Raw genomic sequence first — 16,724 nt, 5'->3', positions numbered from 1 at the left:
ATGTGGGGTAAAGGAGGGGATGCTAAAGCACGAAGGTGGCCAGGTTTTGTTGTGGGGAAATAATTGGGTGGCAGGGGCGAGTAACGAGTTTCGAGTCTCGAAAAGCAAAAACCATTCTTCGGTTGAAGGTTTTGACTTTCGCAACTCGCTCCTCGTCACTCACTACTGAATCGCTACAGCACGCTCATCCACCAGTTAAGTCGTTCACGCTTTTGCGGTTGCGGTGTTTCCTGTCTTTCTTGCGCTGGCGGGGTATCGGCTTCACTGGCCTGGCTGGGCTTGATGCCAAAAGTGGGATAGAGCGACGCTACCAGCAGCACCGCCATGGCCTGATTAAAGGCGCGCAGGCGCCGGCCCCGGTGCAGCCAGTTTTTCAGCACCGCGCCAAACAGGTTCCAGCTGCTGATCAGCGGTAATCCGACGATCAGGAAGGTGCCGGCCACAATGGCCACGCTCAAGGTGAATTCCTGTGGTTGGGTAAAGGTGGCTACCCCGGTGAGAATCATCATCCAGGCTTTGGGATTGACCCACTGGAACAGGGCGGCCTGCATGAAGGTGAGCGGTTTGGCGTTGTAGCCATCACTTTTCAGGTCGCGGGTGCGCACTAGCTGCCAGGCCAGATACAGCAGGTACAAGGCGCCGCCCACACGCAGTGCGGTAACGGCCTGCGGGAAGCGGGTCAGTAGCTGGCCGAGTCCCAGCGCCACGCACACCAGTATTACCTGACAGCCGATGGCAATCCCCAGAATGTGCGGCAAGGAACGGCGGAAGCCTGCGTTGGCACCGGATGCCATAAGCATCAGGTTGTTGGGGCCGGGGGTGCCGGTCATCACGGCAACAAAGCCGATAAGTGCCACTAACTGTTCCGTCGACATGACGCGATCCTTCTTTTCTGAAGATGGTTCAACAGACTAGGTGGACAACGCATATCAATACAGATATAAGAAAATAATATTGAAGCGGTACAGATTGTAAGAAGAGCAATCTGTACTGGTTGTTATGCGAAAAACTGTATCGGGTGTGGAGCTCATGACGTTGTATCAAAGCCTGGCGGATCGTCTGCAGGTCCTGATCCGGGATCAGGTGTACCCGGTGGGCAGTCGCCTGCCCGGGGTGCGGGTGCTGGCGGAACAGCAACAGGTCAGTGTGTCCACGGCGGTGAATGCCTGCCGGGAGCTGGAGCAGCGTGGTGTGCTGGAAGCCCGTCCACGATCCGGTTACTACGTGCGCCAGCCGCCGGTGGTGCGCGAGGCCCCCCGGGTGACCACGGCAAGTCGGCGGCCGCGACGGATTACCGGCCAGGAGCGGGTGCTGCAGATACTGCAGAGTGTGAATAACCCGTCGGTGGTGAACCTGGGAGCGGCGGTGCCGGCGCCGGAATATATGCCGGTGGCCACCATGGAAAGGATGTTTCACAGCGTGCTGCGCGAGGAGCGACGTCGCTGTGTGGGCTATGCCTTTCCGCCCGGGGCGCCGGAACTGTGCACCCAGGTTGCCCGGCGACTGGCGGGGCTGCAGTGTGAGGTGAGCCCGGAGGATGTGCTGATTACCAATAGCTGCCAGGAATCCGTGGCCATTGCGCTCAAGCTGACGACCCAACCCGGCGACACCGTGGCGATTGAATCGCCCACCTATTATGGCCTGTTGCAGGTGATCGATTCGCTGGGCCTGAAGGCACTGGAAATTCCCACCGACCCGGTGGAGGGGATTTCCCTAGAAGCCCTGACCCTGGCGTTGGAGCGCTGGAAGGTATCGGCCTGTGTGGTGGTGTCGAATTTTTCCAACCCGCTTGGGGTCAGGCTTTCCGACGCACGCAAACAGGCCCTGTTGGCGCTGTTGTCGAAGCACAAGGTGCCGTTGGTGGAAGATGATATCTACGGGGATCTGCCGCTGAGCGGACCCCGGCCCCGCCCGGTGAAGAGCTGGGACAAGAATGGGTTGGTGTATTACTGTTCATCTTCGTCAAAAACCCTGTCTGCGGGCCTGCGGGTGGGGTGGCTGGTGGCGCCGGAGCGTCATCGGGAAAAGGCCCAGCATCTGCAATTCATCAATACGGTATCGGTGGCCACACCCTCACAGCTGGTGCTGGCACGCTATCTGGAGCGGGGCCATTACGACCGGTTCCTGCGCCAGCTGTGCGCTGAGCACGCCCGGGGTGTGGTGCGAATGACCGAGCGGGTGACGCAACTGTTTCCGCAGCAGACCCGGGTGAGCCGGCCTGCGGGAGGGTTCGTGTTGTGGGTGGAATTGCCGGGGGAGGTGGATACCACCGAGCTGATGGAAAAGGCACTGGAAGCCGGGGTGAGTTTTGCGCCCGGTTCGCTGTTTTCCGCCTCCGGAAAATTCGCCAATTGTCTGCGGCTGAACTGCGCCGTGAAGTGGGACAACCGGGTGGAACAGGCGCTGGTGACCTTGTCGCGGTTGCTTTAATCGCGTGTTGGATAGGTCAGGAGCCATGCGGGGCATGGCTCCTGTGGGGGGGTTACATCATCACCGAGCCAAGCACTTCGCGTTTGTCGTCCTGCACTTTGATGACCTGGTCGCCTTGCTTGATCAGGGTGTAGCTTTCCTCAGCGGCCACTACGGTGATGGAGCCGTCTGCGTGGTAGGTCAGTTCGGCTTCATTGCCCAGCCCGTCGGTCACGGTTTCGGTGGTGCCGGCGACCTTGGCGCCTTCCTTGCTGATCGGGTTGGTGCCGGTCCAGAACTCGATGGAGTTGAAAATGATGATGTCGCCCAGCAGAGACAGGCCGTAAACCGGTACCCACCAGAACACAAAGGAAATGCCCTGGTTGACGAATTTATTGTTGGTGGCAGTGGCATTCCAGTCCTGCACGGTATCGAACAGGGCATTCTGACCAAGACAGCCGGTCAGCAGGGCGGCGGCAGATGCGCTGGCGAAGATTTTTTTCATCGGACTTTCCTTGAGTTGAGTGAATTCATTATTGCTGTCATTTAGCGGTAAGGGGAAGCAGTGAATAGTTAACAATGAACAGTTAACAGCTCGCGACGCTGACTTTCCTGTTTCGCAACGCAAGAGGCCGCGCTAGATGTCCGGGCGCGGCCTCTTACGTCTACAACAGCACGACACTTCAACCGCGTCGCTGTTAACTGTTCATTGTTAACTATTCACTGATCGTTACTCGCTTTCCATCTCTGCCAGCTCGTCTTCAAAGAAGAATTTCTCTTCGCCGAAGGCCGGTTCCAGATGATTCAGCCACGTGGCGTCCTCGTTGTACTTGGCGAAGAAGGGACGCTGAACCCAGTCGTGGTTACGCCCCTGGATGAAGCGCAGGGCGAACACTTTCTCGCCGTTGATTTCGGTAACGCCCTGGATTTCCACCTTGCCCGGGTGGCTGGACATGCTTGGGCCACGGGCGGTACGGGCGATGCCGGAGACCTGCTTCATGGCATCACGGTAGATCTGCCAGGCCTTGGCCAGCGGGACTTCAAAGTAACGACGGGCACCGGTGTCCCGTTCCACAAACATGTAGTAGGGGATGATGCCCAGCTCGACCTGGGTCTGCCAAAGGCGGGCCCAGTCATCGGCATTGTCGTTGATGTGTGCCAGCAGCGGGCCCTGGGCGCGGATCACGGCGCCGGTGGCGCGGACCCGGCGTACCGCTTCCCGGGCGATGTCGGTTTCCAGTTCCTGCCAGTGGTTGTAGTGAGCCATCAGCGCCAGGTGTTTGCCGCTGGCCTGCACTTCCCGGAACAGATCCAGAAGATCCTGGGCGTCGTCGTCGGATACCACACGTTGCGGCCAGAAGGTCAGCGCCTTGGAACCGATGCGGATGGTGCGGATCTGTTCCAGTTCCAGCAGCGGCTCGATATGGGCGCGCAGGTTCTTGGTCTTCATGACCAGCGGATCGCCACCGGTAATCAGCACATCGGTGATTTCCGGGTGCGCCTGGATGTACTTCTTCAGCTGGCCGGCTTCCTTGGTGGCGATTTTCAGATCGTTGTCACCAATAAACTGGGCCCAGCGGAAGCAGAAGGTGCAGTAGCTGTGACACACCTGCCCCTGGCTGGGGAAGAACAGCACGGTCTCGTTGTACTTGTGCTGGACGCCGTCGATTTTCTCGCCGTCCACTTCCGGCATGTTGTGTTCCATCTGCCCGGCGGGGTGCGGGTTCAGGGCGTCACGGACTTCGGCGATGGCGGCCTTGATTTCCGCCTTGTCACCGCCGCGCATGGCCTCGGCCACCTTGTCGAAATGCTCCGGGGCCAGCATGCCTTTCTGCGGGAAGGTAAGCTGGTAGATGGGATCATTGGGCACCTTGTCCCAGTCGATCAGTTCGTCGATGACGTACTCGTTGACCCGGAAAGGCAGCACATTGGCAACGACTTCCATGGCAAAGCGGGTCTCGTCGTCAAGGCGTTTGAGTGGCTCGATCTTGTCGAGCTGGCGCGCGGTGAATACCTTGAAACGGCGCGGCTCTTCAAACTGCGTTTCCGTGCTCTGATGCAGCGGAATGACGGCATTGGTTTCGGGCATGGTATCGCTCCTCATCATGCGCCGGCATGACGACACTGGCGTCAACACCGGTACACTGGTTGCTAAACCAGCAGGACTTGTCTTTGTGCTACTGCTGCTGATGGCCAGCGGTGGCTGGCGCTGAAATTGGGCATGTGCCCGCTGTTACGTGCGTCCACGAGGTGACGCGGAGGACCTGGAACATGACGCTACCCAGCGATTTTCGGGGCAGGCGTGGGGCCAGCGAGGCCACCCGGCGTTCCAAAAGAGGGCGTATTTTAGTGACTTGGCCCGCAAAGCGCAAAACCGCTGATCTGACTGGGTTTTTTCCCGGAAACGGGGCCCGGGGGGATATGCTATGTTGACGCAATATTGCCAGCCTGGGGGCATGCGGTCCCGGCAGGCTACGGGTGGATACGGAGCTGAAAACCTTTGGATCTGACATTCTGGAAAAGCCGTTGGGATCAGGGGCTGGCGGTGCTGGAGCCGTTCTGGCCCTATCTGGCTGCGGCCATCAGCCTTTTCCTGGCGATTTATGTCACCGCCCATGTGGCCCAGAACAAGCGCGATGCCCGTGCCGCCGCCGCCTGGACCGGCCTGGTGTGGCTGGTGCCAGTGCTGGGTGCGGTGCTGTATTTCATGCTGGGGGTCAATCGTATTCAGCGTCGCGCCCGGCAACTGACTGGCGGGTTGATCGACAGCGATGACGGCTGGCGGGTGGCCGCAGAGGCGGTGCCCACCGTGCCACACCTGCAGGTCCTCAGCCGTCTGGTAGGGCGCCTGACGCACCTGCCGCTTACCGATGGCAACGAATTGGCGTTGCTGGATGCCCCGCAAACCTATCAGGCCATGCTGGATGCCATTGAAAACGCCACCGAGAGCATCTATCTGGCCACCTATATTTTCGGCAATGATGCGGCCGGCAAACCCCTGGTGGATGCCCTGGCTGCCGCCGTCCAGCGTGGGGTAAAGGTGCGGGTGCTGATCGATGGCGTGGGCGCCCACTACTCCCTGCCATCGGTGGTCTGGCGCCTGCGCCGGCGCGGGGTGCCGGTGCAGCGGTTTCTGTACTCCCTGGCGCCCTGGCGCATGCCGTATATCAATCTGCGAAACCACCGCAAGATCATGATTGTGGATCGCGCTCTGGGCTTTACCGGGGGCATGAATATTCGCGCCGGCTACCTGCACAAACCCGCTCGCACCACCGATCTGCATGCCCGGGTCGAAGGGCCGGTGGTGGGTCAGCTGTTGCGCAGTTTCGCGGCCGACTGGGTATTCACCTGCGGGGAAGTGCTGGAAACCAGCTATCGTGGTCCGGCCCTGGTCGGCGATGTGCAGGCGAGAGGTATCAGCGCCGGTCCGGATGCGGATTTTGATAAGCGCCGGCTTACCTTGCTGGCGGCCATTGGCAGCGCGGAGCGGCGCATCCGCATTGTGACTCCCTATTTCGTCCCGGACCTGACCCTTATGGCCACCCTGCAAATGGCGATATTGAAAGGCGTGCAGGTGCAGATCGTGATACCGAGCAAGAGCAACCTGCGCATGGTGAACTGGGCGAGTCTGCATGCGTTGCGGTGGTTGGTGGGCGAGGGGGCCGAGCTGTATCTGTCGCCGCCGCCGTTTGATCACAGCAAGATGATGACGGTGGATCAGCACTGGCTGATGCTCGGGTCCGGTAACTGGGATGCGCGCAGCCTGCGCCTGAATTTCGAATTCGATCTGGAGTGTTACAGCGCCACCCTGACCACCCGGGTGGACAAGATGCTGGATCGCCATATCCTGCTGTCTACCCGCATGGAGTCGGAGCATTTCCGCGACATGGCGCCCTGGCGTCGTTTGCGCAACGCCCTCTCGCATCTCATGGAACCCTATCTTTGATCTGAACCTGTGCCATGACGCACCAGTCAGCGGCGTTTCCAGCGCACCGGCTGTGCGACAAGTCGCATTTTCGGGTTGTCTATGTCACATTTTTCTTCGTCAGGCAGGTCTGGCGCTGTCTGGCAGGTTATAAAGTGATCACTCGCCGGACTGTCTCAAGTGCGGCGGTGGGGATGCGTCAGGGAAACAGAATGATAATAAAACGGTATTTACTCGGCCTGCTCCTGCTGGGCGGATCTGCCCTGTCCATGGCGGACACGGCAAAATGGGTACTGGTCACCGATCGGGATGGTATCCAGGTGTATCGGCAGGACGACGACACCTCGCGCCTGAAAACCTTTCGAGGCGTGGGTCTCGTACCGGTGGCGGATTTCAATGCCATTGGTGCGCTGATGGATGATTACCAGGCGGTCGCCTCCTTCATGCACATGGTCTCGGAAATTCGCGACCTGCACCGGGCATCGCCGTACCAGCGGGATGTCTATGTGACCACGCGCTTGCCCTGGCCGGTGAAGGATCGGGATGCGCCCCTGCGAGTCACCTTCTATCAGGAGCCGGATAGCTATGACCTGGTGATGCCGTTTTCCCTCAATCCCAAGGCGTTCCCCGAGCAGTCCGATTATGTGCGTATGCCGCAGATGGAAGGCTATTACCGGTTCGAGCCGCTGTCGCCGGGGGAAGTGAAGGTCACCATTGAAGTGATACTGGATCCGGGTGGGGCGATACCGGCCTGGCTGGCCAACATCATTTTGCGGGATGTTCCGTATTTTTCACTGCGGCGTCTGCGCCGGGTGGTGAATTTGCCGCGTTTCCAGGGCATCTCCCACGGCTACTACCAGACTCCAAAGAGCTGGCAGGAGCCGGAAGAGAAGCAGGAAGTTGCTAACGCTTCAGCGGCGAACCGGGCCCCATCAGCGCCCAGATAATCAGCCCGACCAGTGGCAAGATCAGTACCAGCAACACCCACAGCACCTTGTGCAGGGTTTCCGCGCTGGATTGAATGATCATCACGATGGCATAAATTGCCAGGGCCAGTTGTAGCAATCCCAGGAGTTTCATCAGCAAGATCCTTCTCGTACCCAAATGGAACCCTCAATCTAGAGCAGCCGTTCCACCGGGTAAATCACTGATATGTAAAAGAGGGTCTTATGGCCCTTAACGCAGGCAATATCCGGTATTCAACAGGAAAGAAAGGAAATGGCGCCCCGAACAGGAATCGAACCTGTGACCTAGCGCTTAGGAGGCGCTTGCTCTATCCAACTGAGCTACCGGGGCTGAAGCAGTGACGATTGTAAGGACTTTTAGTGGCGGTGCCAGTTTCCGGGCCGCAAGCGGCTATTTTGTCGGCGCTTACTCGCCCTCCGGGCGCCGGCAAAGCGGCGATATCCGCTTCGCGTTCGTTCGGCCAAAGCACGCTTTGGAAACCCCCGACCTCACCCAACTGAGCTACCGGGGCTGAAGCAGTGACGATTGTAAGGACTTTGACTCGTGGTGCCAGTCCTGAGGGGGCAAACAGTCAAAATTCCGTCAGACGTCTGACGTCTGACGTCTGACATGTCGCGTGGTGCTTGCTGCGTTCACGTAACCTTTGCGACAACGCCGCATCCAATTGCTAGCATTGAAGAAATTGAGACAGGTGATGTATGCAGGATACCCACGATTTACTGGTGCGCAGCAGCACCGACTTTCCCGCGTTGCGGCGCCATGCCACGTCCATCTTGCAGGTGAACCTGGGGTATCTGTGCAACCTCAGTTGCGTGCATTGTCATGTGAACGCGGGCCCCACTCGCACGGAATTGATGGACCGGGAAACCGTGGACATGGTGCTGGAGGTGATCCGCCTTCGCCATATCCAGGTGCTGGATCTCACCGGTGGGGCACCGGAGATGAACCCCCATTTCCGCTACCTGGTGGAACAGGCCAGAGCCATGGATGTGGAGGTCATTGATCGCTGCAATCTCACCATTTTGCTGGAGCCGGGTTACGAAGATCTGCCGCAGTTTCTGGCGGACAACAAGGTGCATGTGGTGGCGTCGCTGCCCTGTTACCTGGAAGAGAATGTGAACAAGCAGCGTGGCAAAGGCGTCTATCAGGGCAGCATCGAGGCGATTCGCCGGCTCAATGCCCTGGGCTATGGCAGCGATGGGCTGCTGCTGGATCTGGTCTACAACCCTACCGGCCCTTCTTTGCCGCCGCCCCAGGCGGTGCTGGAAGCGGATTACAAGCGGGAACTGGATGAGCGGTTCGGGTTGCGTTTCAACAGTCTGCTGACCATCACCAATATGCCCATCAGCCGTTTCGGTGCCGTACTGCTGGCCCACAATCAGTTCAACGATTACATGCAATTGCTGCGCGACAGTTTCAACCGCGACACCCTGCCGGCAGTGATGTGCCGGGCCACAGTGAGTGTGGACTACCAGGGTTACCTGTACGACTGCGACTTCAACCAGATGCTGGATATGCCCCAGGGGCATCATGATGGGCATCAACATCTTTCCGTGTTGCTGGACCATGACCTGGAAGGGGAACCCATTTATGTGGCGGACCATTGCTTTGGCTGCACCGCCGGTGCCGGCAGCAGTTGCGGTGGTGCTCTGGGGTGACCGGAGTCACTGTCACTGTGATCGTGCCGGTACGCAACGAAGCCGGCAGCCTGGCCGCTACCCTGACCATGCTCCGGGATGCCCTGCAGGTTGGTGATGAGCTGGTGGTGGTAGACGGTGGCAGTACCGATGCCAGTGTGGAAATTGCCCGTGGGCTGGCGGACCGGGTGGTCTTCTGTGAACCGGGCCGGGCCCGGCAAATGAATGCCGGTGCCCGACAGGCCAATGGCCACTGGCTGTGGTTTGTGCATGCGGATAGCCAGCTGGGGCCTGCCCAGCGGCAATCACTGGCAGGTGTGCCGGCAGCTGCCGGATGGGGCCGCTTTGATGTGCGTCTGAGCGGTCGGCGTTTCCTCTACCGGGTCATCGGCGCCATGATCAATCTGCGTTCCCGGATCACTGCTATTGCCACCGGGGACCAGGGTATTTTTGTCCGCCGCGACCTCTTTGCTGCCGCCGGTGGCTTCCCGGACCAACCCTTGATGGAAGATATCGCCCTGAGCCGTTTGTTGAAGCAGCAAACGGGCCGACCCCATTGCCTGCGCCCTCCGCTGATCACCAGCAGTCGGCGCTGGGATACCCGGGGAGCCTGGCCGACCATCTGGCTGATGTGGTCCCTTCGTTACCGCTACTGGCGGGGGGCGCCGCCGGAACAACTGTATCGGGATTATTATGGTGAGCCCTGAGCCGCGGTCGCAGCCGTTGCTGATTCTCTTCGCCCGGGCATTGCAGGCCGGCCGGGTAAAGACCCGCCTGATTCCCCAGTTCGGCGAACAGGGCGCGCTGAAGCTGTATCGCTTCCTGTTGACCCGCACCATTGCCGCCGCCTGCCGTTTTCCGGGGCGGGTGGAGCTGTGGCTGGATCAGCCGGACACGGAGCTACAGAATCTGGCGGAGCGCAATGGCTGGTCTTGTCATCAGCAACAGGGTGACGACCTGGGCGAGAAGATGGCCCTCGCGCTCAATATGGGCTTGTCGCAAGCGGACCGGGTGTTACTGATCGGCAGTGACTGCGCGGTACTGGGCCAGGAGTATTTCGAACAGGCGCTGACTGCCCTGGAGACGGCGCCGGTGGTATTCGGTCCCAGCGAGGATGGCGGCTACGTGTTAATTGGCAGTTCCCGGCAGAATCTGTGGCAACGCCAGCGCTTCCGGGGGGTTCGTTTTGGCGGCGAGCATGCCCTGGCCGACAGCGTCGCCTGTTTTCCGGGAGAGCGGGTGGCACGCCTGCCGACCCTGTGGGACGTGGATACCCATGATGACGTAATCCGTGCCCAGCGCTGTGGTGTTTTGCCCAGGATACCGCCAGCCGTTGACTGAATGCGGCATTGGCGGTGGCGCGAAGCCGGTAGAGTCAGTGTGCATCTCTACTAAATTCTTCTGGATTTTCGTGGTAGTCCACATAAGATTTCATGATTAATCGTTAGGGTTGCCTCCCGTAAAGGACGACGGAGCCAGTATGCAAAATTCAGCGATTCTCGACGACGAGGTCGTTAAGGAACTACAGGACGTGATGGGCCAGGATTTCCAGATGCTGGTGGACTCCTTTCACCGGGACGGGACACAACGGCTTGCCGCCTTGCAGGCCGCCCAGGCCGCCGGTGATCAGGAGGTTCTGCGCCGTCAGGCGCACAGCTTCAAGGGAAGTAGCGGGAATCTGGGCGCGGTGCAGGTATTCGAGTTGTGCATGCAGCTGGAAAGCCTGGCTCGGGAAGGGGAGTTGGGACAAGCGCCTGACTTGCTGGCACGACTCCAGGGGGCGTTTGAACAAGCCTGTACCGCCCTGCGCAAGGTCTGAGCCGAGCGCTTTTCCTGACTTTCAGACAAAAAAAACCCTCTTCCGAATAAGGGGGTGGAAGAGGGGGGTTGTGAGCGCTATTGCTAGCGCCTTGGGGGGATACTGTTTGAAGTGCTGCCGGGCAAGAATGGCCCGTCACTTCATGGAAACAATGCTAACCGTAAGTGCCTGTGGGTGCTGTAAAAACGGGTGAGAAAATGTAAAAACGTAGGCGTCTTTTGGCATCACCATGTTGCGCGGGTCAGCGCTATTTCCAGGATATCAATGAGTGCTCCGTGGTCGCTTGTAAGAGATCTCTTACAAAGCTGTAGGAAAAAACAGTCTTTTTGAGGCGAATTTAACCCGTTTCAGGCGATTTATTTTTCCTAAGATAATGATTTATAAGGGTTTTGTGCTTTTCGGGGTGTTTTGGCAGTAGAGTTTTGATATTTATTTTACCCAAACGGCCGAGAGCCATTGCTATAGTGGATTTGTGTTCAGGGACAAGGGCACAGGGACAAGCAAGGACAGCACACAGGGAAGTTGCGGTGAGCGCAAAAGGGTCAGGACGACTCGACGCAAAAAAGGGCGGCAGGATGCCGCCCTTTTTCTTTGTCTGAAAAACAGAGTCCGGCGAGTGGCCTCACCGGCTCAGCGGAAAGGCGTTAGCCTTCCCACTCGCGCACCAGCTTCTCACGCTTGTTGGGCACACCGTCCCACTCTTCCGCGTCGTCCGGGGCGTCTTTCATTTCGGTAATGTTCGGCCACTTCTCGGCCAGTTCCGCATTGATTTCCAGGAACTCCTGCTCGCCCTCGGGGAGCTCGTCCTCAGAGAAAATCGCGTTGACCGGACACTCCGGCTCACACAGTGCACAGTCGATGCACTCGTCCGGATGGATTACCAGGAAGTTGGGGCCTTCGTAGAAACAGTCTACCGGGCATACTTCTACACAATCGGTGTGCTTGCAGTTAATGCAGTTCTCACCTACTACGAACGTCATAGCCTGTCCTCGCCAGGTGTCTTGATCTTTGTACAGCGCCAGACTGCCAATTATAGCAGCATCCGGTGCGGTCTCGCTTGGGGTGGCGCTAGTCTAGCGATATGGTCAAGGGCAGGCAAACAAAGCCTTGATATAAGGTAATAGCCCAGAGTGTTACCGGAGGACAACTGGGCGTCCCCATAGTCTGTAGGAGCGCCGCTTGAGGCGCGAACCGGCCTTTGTGCAGAGACTTGAGTCACGAGAAGCGAGTTGCGAAAAACCATGGACAGGCGCTGTGGTTTCCGTAACTCGCTTCTCATAACTGAATGGTTCGCGCCTCAAGCGGCGCTCCTACAAGGCCTAAAGCAGCCCTCTCAGCTTATACAGCGCCTCCAGCGCCTGCTTCGGGGTCAGATCATCCGGGTCCAGTTCCTTGAGGGCGTGCTCCACGGCGCTGGGCTCGGCGAACAGACTCGCCTGGGCGGGAGCCGGTGACGGTGTGGCGGCTGGCGGTGTTGAGCGATCAGCGGCTGCCAGCGGTTTGCCTGCCTCCAGCTCGCGAAGCTTTTCCCCGGCCTGCTGGATCACACTCTGCGGCACCCCGGCCAGCTGTGCCACCTGCAGACCATAGCTGCGGCTGGCCGGGCCTTCCTGTACCCGGTGCAGGAACACGATGCGGTTGTCGTGTTCGCTGGCGGTGAGATGGGCGTTGTAGATGCCCGGCAACTGCGCCGGCAGCTGGGTCAGCTCGAAGTAGTGGGTAGCGAACAGGGTAAAGGCCTTGAGATTGCGAGCCAGATGCTCTGCCGCCGCCCAGGCCAGGCTCAGGCCATCGAAGGTGCTGGTGCCGCGGCCGATCTCGTCCATCAACACCAGGCTCTGGGCGGTGGCGTTGTTGAGGATGTTGGCGGTTTCCGACATCTCCACCATGAAGGTGGAACGGCCACCGGCCAGGTCATCAGACGAACCGATACGGGTAAAGATCCGGTCCAGATTGCCGATGCGGGCGCTGGCGGCAGGCACACAGCTGCCCAGGTGGGCGAGCAGGGCAATCAGCGCGGTCTGGCGCATGTAGGTGGATTTACCGCCCATGTTCGGGCCAGTGATGATCACCATACGGCGGGCATCGTCCAGATGCAGGCTGTTGGGCACGAAGGCGTCATCCAGCACCTGCTCCACCACCGGGTGGCGGCCATCGACAATCTCGATGATGGCTTCCTCGTCCACCAGTTGCGGGCGTACCCAGTTCAATGCCTCGGCGCGTTCTGCCAGGGCGGCCAGCACATCCAGTTCGGCCACGGCAGCGGCGCAGCGTTGCAGGGGGTGCAGGTCGGCGGCCACTTTTTCCAGCAGCTCCTCATAGAGACGCTTTTCCAGGGTTAGCGCCTTGCTGGACGCGGACAGGGCCTTGTCCTCGAATTCCTTCAGCTCCGGGGTAATAAAGCGCTCGGCATTCTTCAGGGTCTGGCGGCGCTGGTAATCCACCGGCGCATCATCGGCCTCTCGCCGGGACAACTCGATGTAATAGCCGTGGACCTTGTTGTACTTCACCCGCAGGGTGGAGAAGCCGGTGCGCTCACGCTCGCGGGTTTCAATGTCCACCAGCACCTGACCGGCGTTCTCGCTGATGGAGCGCAGCTCGTCCAGTTCCTCGCTGTATCCGGGGGCAATCACGCCGCCATCGCGGATCAGCATGGGCGGGTTCTCGATGACGGCCCGGCCGAGAAGGTCCACCTGCTCCGGGAACTGGCCGATGCGCTCGATCAGTTCATAGAAAGCATCGGAGGCGGGCAAAGTGCCGATCAGGGCGGGCATGGCCTTGAGGCTGGCATGCAGTCTAGTCAGATCCCGGGGCCGCGCCGAGCGCAGGGCCACCCGGCCGAGAATCCGCTCCATGTCGCCGATGTCGTTGAGCACATCGCGGGTGGACTCGAAACACCAGCCCTGACGCAACGCGTCGATCTGGTCCTGGCGCTGATTGAGGGTGGTGCGGTTGCGTAGCGGCTGATGCACCCAGCGCTTCAGCTGGCGGGCGCCCATGGCGGTCTTGGTGCTGTCCAGCACCCAGGCCAGGGTGTGCTGCTCCTGGCCATCCAGGGTTTCGGTCAATTCCAGATTCCGGCGGGTGGCGGCGTCCATGGCCACGGTGTCATCGAAGCTTTCCACCACCAGCCCGGTCACGTGGGGCAATTCACCGCGCTGGGTTTCCTTGGCATAACCGAGCAGCGCGCCCGCGGCGGCAATGGCCACCGGCGTCGGTTCGCCGAAGCCGGCCAGGTCCTGCACCTGGAACTGCTGACACAACTGGCGGCGGGCGGACTCCCCATCAAACTCCCAGTCCGGACGTTTGCGGCTGCCGGGCTTCTCGCCCCAGCGGCCGGGCAGAGACTTGTCTTCACTATAGAGCAGCTCCGCGGGTGACCAGCGCTCCAGCAGCGCCTGCAGCTGTTCGCTGCCTTCCACCTGGGTCACTACAAAGCGTCCGGCCGCCACATCCAGGCTGGCGCAGCCATACTGGCCCTTGTCCTCATAGACGGCACAAAGCAGGTTGTCGCGGCGCTCTTCCAGCAGGGCCTCATCGCTGACCGTGCCCGGCGTGACAATGCGCACCACCTTGCGCTCCACCGGCCCCTTGGCCAGCGCCGGATCACCGATCTGCTCGGCAATGGCCACGGACTCCCCCAGCTTCACCAGCCTGGCCAGGTAGTTCTCTGCTGCATGGTAGGGAATCCCGGCCATGGGAATTGGCTTGCCGGCACTCTGGCCCCGCTGGGTCAGGGTAATGTCCAGCAACCGCGCGGCCTTCTGGGCATCGCCAAAGAACAACTCGTAGAAATCCCCCATGCGGTAGAACACCAGCTGATCCGGGTGTTCGGCCTTGATCGCCAGGTATTGCTGCATCATAGGTGTGTGTGCGGATAAATCGTTGTGCGTCATATCTACGTTTCAGCCCGTTTTTTCCTGTTATTTCGCTATAAATTCAGGTGGTTAGCGAAACGTGTAATTTCCGGTAGTGTCCGTGCTTGTCCATGGTAATCCACCCCAATCCGCAAAATAAGTGTAGATTTTAGTGTAGGTTTTCGTGCCGGGCCGATTCCCCGGTGATATACTGCTCAAAACCTACACCAAATCCTTTGCAGGCCAGACGGAGCCTGCGATGCGGGGATTTGCTTGAAACCGTTAGTGTTGGTGGATCAAAGCGATGGAGCATAGCAAACAAGGCAGTAAGCAACTATCGGTCCGTGCCATTGAGGCAATGCGGCCAGGTGACAAGGTCAAAACGGATGGTGCTGAGAACGCGGGACTGCGGGTCAGCTGCGGCTCGTCGGGCCTGAAAACCTTCACTTATCGCTATCTAAGCCCGGAGACGGGAAAGCTGGTTCAGGTCAAGATCGGTAACTTCCCTGGGGTGAAGCTTGCCGAAGCTCGCCTTGAGCTTTCCAAAATGAAGGAGCTGAGGGCAAAAGGGATTTGCCCCAAAGCCGAACGGGACCGTCAGCTCCAGGCGGAGAAAGAAGCCAAGGCTGCACAGGCAGAGGCTGAAGCCGTTGCTGCCTATACGGTGACGGATCTGGTTGAGCAGTATCTGACGGAGGTGATCGAGGACCGTTCGGTGACTGATTCCAGAACAGGTGAGAAAAAGCGGGTTCCTGGTGCCAGAAAGCCAAAAGGGCAGTGGGAGGTCCGCAGAACCTTGTACAACGATGTCGTCCGGGTGCTCGGGGAGAGGCCGGCGGCGGAGGTGAAGCGCAAGGATGTGGTCGACCTGATCAAGGAGATCTTGGATCGAGGGGCCCGCGTTCAGGCGGGGAATGTACTCAGGGAGTTCGTCGCTGCCTATGAGTACGCCATTGGGCTTGAGCGCTTGCCAGACGACTTTCCGAACCCTGCATGGTTGGCTAAGGCTAGTCTGAAGACGGCCAGGATCCGTATGAGTCCCAACAAGGGCCGGCGGGTGCTCTCTGATAAAGAGTTGGCGGCTGTTCTGGCTTGGTTGCCAGGCTCGGGCTACTCCACCACTCAGAAGAATGTCATGCGGTTTACTCTTTGGACTGGTTGCCGGACAGGGGAGGTGTGTAACGCTGAGTGGAAGGATATCGACCTGGAGGCGGGTACTTGGCATTTGAGTGACTCAAAGAATGGAGCGGAGCGATACGTTCAGTTGCCAACACAGGCCATCGAATTTCTGAGCCAGTTGAAGCTGACTACGGATAAGTACCCTTTCCCGTCAACTCGCACCAGGAAGCCAATCCAGCAAAAGTCGCTAACCGAGACGAAATGGCACCTGAAGAACCCCGAAAAGCTCAAATCTGGTCGGAGTTACACGGCTGCTCAGCTCTGGCTAACGTCCATTCCTGACTGGTCCCCCCACGACCTGCGGCGCACAGTTAGGACAGGCCTGGCCCGAATGAGGTGCCCCAGCGAGGTGGCTGAAGCTGTCTTGGGGCACTCACGAAAGGGTATTGAGGGGACCTATGACCTGCACAGCTATGAGGCTGAGTGCCGGGTGTGGTTGCAGCGATGGGCTGACCATATTTCAGAGCTGAGTCTGCCGCGATGATGCTCGGTTGAGGGTGATGGAGGCTGTGTTGGTGGCCCCTTGCTGTTCTCTGGTCGTCTGGCGGTGATTAGCCTGGATGTTTCTGTGGGCTTGCTGCCCTGGTGGGGCTTAAGTCTCGGAGGTTTGTAGTGGTCAACTAATACCGGACAGTGATTTAGGTTTTTCTTCGGCCACCGCAGGGGCGATCCCGCCGTTGTAGCTGTGAGGCCTGTGGTAATTGTAGTAACCCATCAGATAGTCACCGATATCTTTCTTTGCTTCGGGCAAGTTGCGGTAGCCCATCGTAGGCACCCACTCTGATTTGAGGCTGCGGAACAGCCTTTCCATTGGCGCATTGTCCCAACAGTTGCCCCGCCGGCTCATGCTTTGCTGCATTCGATAGCGCCATAACCGCTGCCGGAACACTCGGCTGGCATATTGGCTGCCCTGATCCGAGTGGAACATGAGT

At 59.3% G+C, this 16,724-nt stretch carries 15 protein-coding genes and 1 tRNA gene; 8 read left to right on the top strand and 8 right to left on the bottom strand.

Annotated features, from left to right (window positions below; all coding sequences use genetic code 11):
* Positions 1–173: 173 nt before the first annotated feature.
* The gene (locus C4S63_RS15815) at positions 174–875 is read right to left on the bottom strand and encodes a LysE family translocator (protein WP_103918156.1); all 702 of its coding nucleotides are present in this window, start codon (positions 873–875) and stop codon (positions 174–176) included.
* Positions 876–1,029: 154 nt separating this feature from the next.
* Between C4S63_RS15815 and C4S63_RS15810 the strand changes: the two genes are divergently transcribed.
* Positions 1,030–2,430, top strand: a complete 1,401-nt coding sequence (locus tag C4S63_RS15810) for a PLP-dependent aminotransferase family protein (RefSeq protein WP_103918155.1) — start codon at positions 1,030–1,032, stop codon at positions 2,428–2,430.
* Between the two features lie 52 nt (positions 2,431–2,482).
* On the opposite strand, the gene C4S63_RS15805 is transcribed toward C4S63_RS15810, so the two are convergent.
* Together C4S63_RS15805 and C4S63_RS15800 are read right to left on the bottom strand one after the other, a co-directional pair.
* On the bottom strand, positions 2,483–2,914 hold the full coding sequence (locus C4S63_RS15805) for a DUF3332 family protein (protein WP_063508849.1): 432 nt from the start codon (positions 2,912–2,914) through the stop codon (positions 2,483–2,485).
* 225 nt (positions 2,915–3,139) lie between these two features.
* Complete coding sequence (locus C4S63_RS15800) at positions 3,140–4,498, bottom strand: KamA family radical SAM protein (protein ID WP_062817521.1); 1,359 nt, start codon at positions 4,496–4,498, stop codon at positions 3,140–3,142.
* 411 nt (positions 4,499–4,909) lie between these two features.
* Between C4S63_RS15800 and C4S63_RS15795 the strand changes: the two genes are divergently transcribed.
* Positions 4,910–6,355 carry a phospholipase D-like domain-containing protein gene (locus C4S63_RS15795; protein ID WP_062817520.1) on the top strand — a complete coding sequence of 482 codons (1,446 nt, stop codon included), beginning with the start codon at positions 4,910–4,912 and terminating at the stop codon, positions 6,353–6,355.
* A gap of 191 nt (positions 6,356–6,546) precedes the next feature.
* Complete coding sequence (locus C4S63_RS15790; protein WP_103918154.1) at positions 6,547–7,281, top strand: START domain-containing protein; 735 nt, start codon at positions 6,547–6,549, stop codon at positions 7,279–7,281.
* Here the strand turns inward: C4S63_RS15790 and C4S63_RS15785 are convergent.
* Both C4S63_RS15785 and C4S63_RS15780 read right to left on the bottom strand, forming a co-directional pair.
* Positions 7,238–7,414 (bottom strand): PLDc N-terminal domain-containing protein, encoded by a 177-nt coding sequence (locus C4S63_RS15785; RefSeq protein ID WP_082810913.1) that lies wholly within the window; start codon positions 7,412–7,414, stop codon positions 7,238–7,240. The two genes, C4S63_RS15790 and C4S63_RS15785, sit on opposite strands and share 44 nt — an antisense overlap.
* 139 nt (positions 7,415–7,553) lie before the next feature.
* Positions 7,554–7,630, bottom strand: a tRNA-Arg gene (locus C4S63_RS15780).
* A 368-nt stretch (positions 7,631–7,998) separates the two neighbouring features.
* Between C4S63_RS15780 and arsS the strand changes: the two genes are divergently transcribed.
* From arsS to C4S63_RS15760, 4 genes are all read left to right on the top strand, one after another.
* A complete protein-coding gene (gene arsS, locus C4S63_RS15775) occupies positions 7,999–8,958 on the top strand; it encodes an arsenosugar biosynthesis radical SAM (seleno)protein ArsS (RefSeq protein WP_063508481.1) in 960 nt (319 codons plus the stop codon).
* Positions 8,955–9,644, top strand: coding sequence for a TIGR04283 family arsenosugar biosynthesis glycosyltransferase (locus C4S63_RS15770; protein ID WP_235000052.1), 690 nt, complete (start codon positions 8,955–8,957; stop codon positions 9,642–9,644). The genes arsS and C4S63_RS15770 overlap by 4 nt, the downstream gene beginning before the upstream one ends.
* A complete protein-coding gene (locus C4S63_RS15765) occupies positions 9,634–10,278 on the top strand; it encodes a TIGR04282 family arsenosugar biosynthesis glycosyltransferase (protein ID WP_235000051.1) in 645 nt (214 codons plus the stop codon). The genes C4S63_RS15770 and C4S63_RS15765 overlap by 11 nt, the downstream gene beginning before the upstream one ends.
* 139 nt (positions 10,279–10,417) lie before the next feature.
* Positions 10,418–10,756 carry an Hpt domain-containing protein gene (locus C4S63_RS15760; RefSeq protein ID WP_200819553.1) on the top strand — a complete coding sequence of 113 codons (339 nt, stop codon included), beginning with the start codon at positions 10,418–10,420 and terminating at the stop codon, positions 10,754–10,756.
* 644 nt (positions 10,757–11,400) lie between these two features.
* Here C4S63_RS15760 and fdxA read toward each other — a convergent pair.
* Positions 11,401–11,736: a ferredoxin FdxA gene (gene fdxA, locus C4S63_RS15755; RefSeq protein ID WP_062817514.1), complete on the bottom strand. Its 336-nt coding sequence runs from the start codon at positions 11,734–11,736 to the stop codon at positions 11,401–11,403.
* A gap of 339 nt (positions 11,737–12,075) precedes the next feature.
* Complete coding sequence (mutS, locus tag C4S63_RS15750; protein WP_290498308.1) at positions 12,076–14,619, bottom strand: DNA mismatch repair protein MutS; 2,544 nt, start codon at positions 14,617–14,619, stop codon at positions 12,076–12,078.
* Positions 14,620–14,917: 298 nt separating this feature from the next.
* Between mutS and C4S63_RS15745 the strand changes: the two genes are divergently transcribed.
* Positions 14,918–16,276, top strand: coding sequence for a site-specific integrase (locus C4S63_RS15745; protein WP_103918150.1), 1,359 nt, complete (start codon positions 14,918–14,920; stop codon positions 16,274–16,276).
* A 132-nt stretch (positions 16,277–16,408) separates the two neighbouring features.
* Here the strand turns inward: C4S63_RS15745 and C4S63_RS15740 are convergent.
* Positions 16,409–16,724, bottom strand: a 316-nt coding sequence (locus tag C4S63_RS15740; protein ID WP_146063398.1) for an integrase core domain-containing protein, incomplete at its 5' end; no start/stop codon positions are given.

This window comes from Alcanivorax sp. DSM 26293, from assembly GCF_900107995.1.
Classification (GTDB): Bacteria; Pseudomonadota; Gammaproteobacteria; order Pseudomonadales; family Alcanivoracaceae; genus Alcanivorax.
Note: the sequence above shows the minus strand (reverse complement) of the source record. Positions and strands in the feature narration are given on the sequence as shown.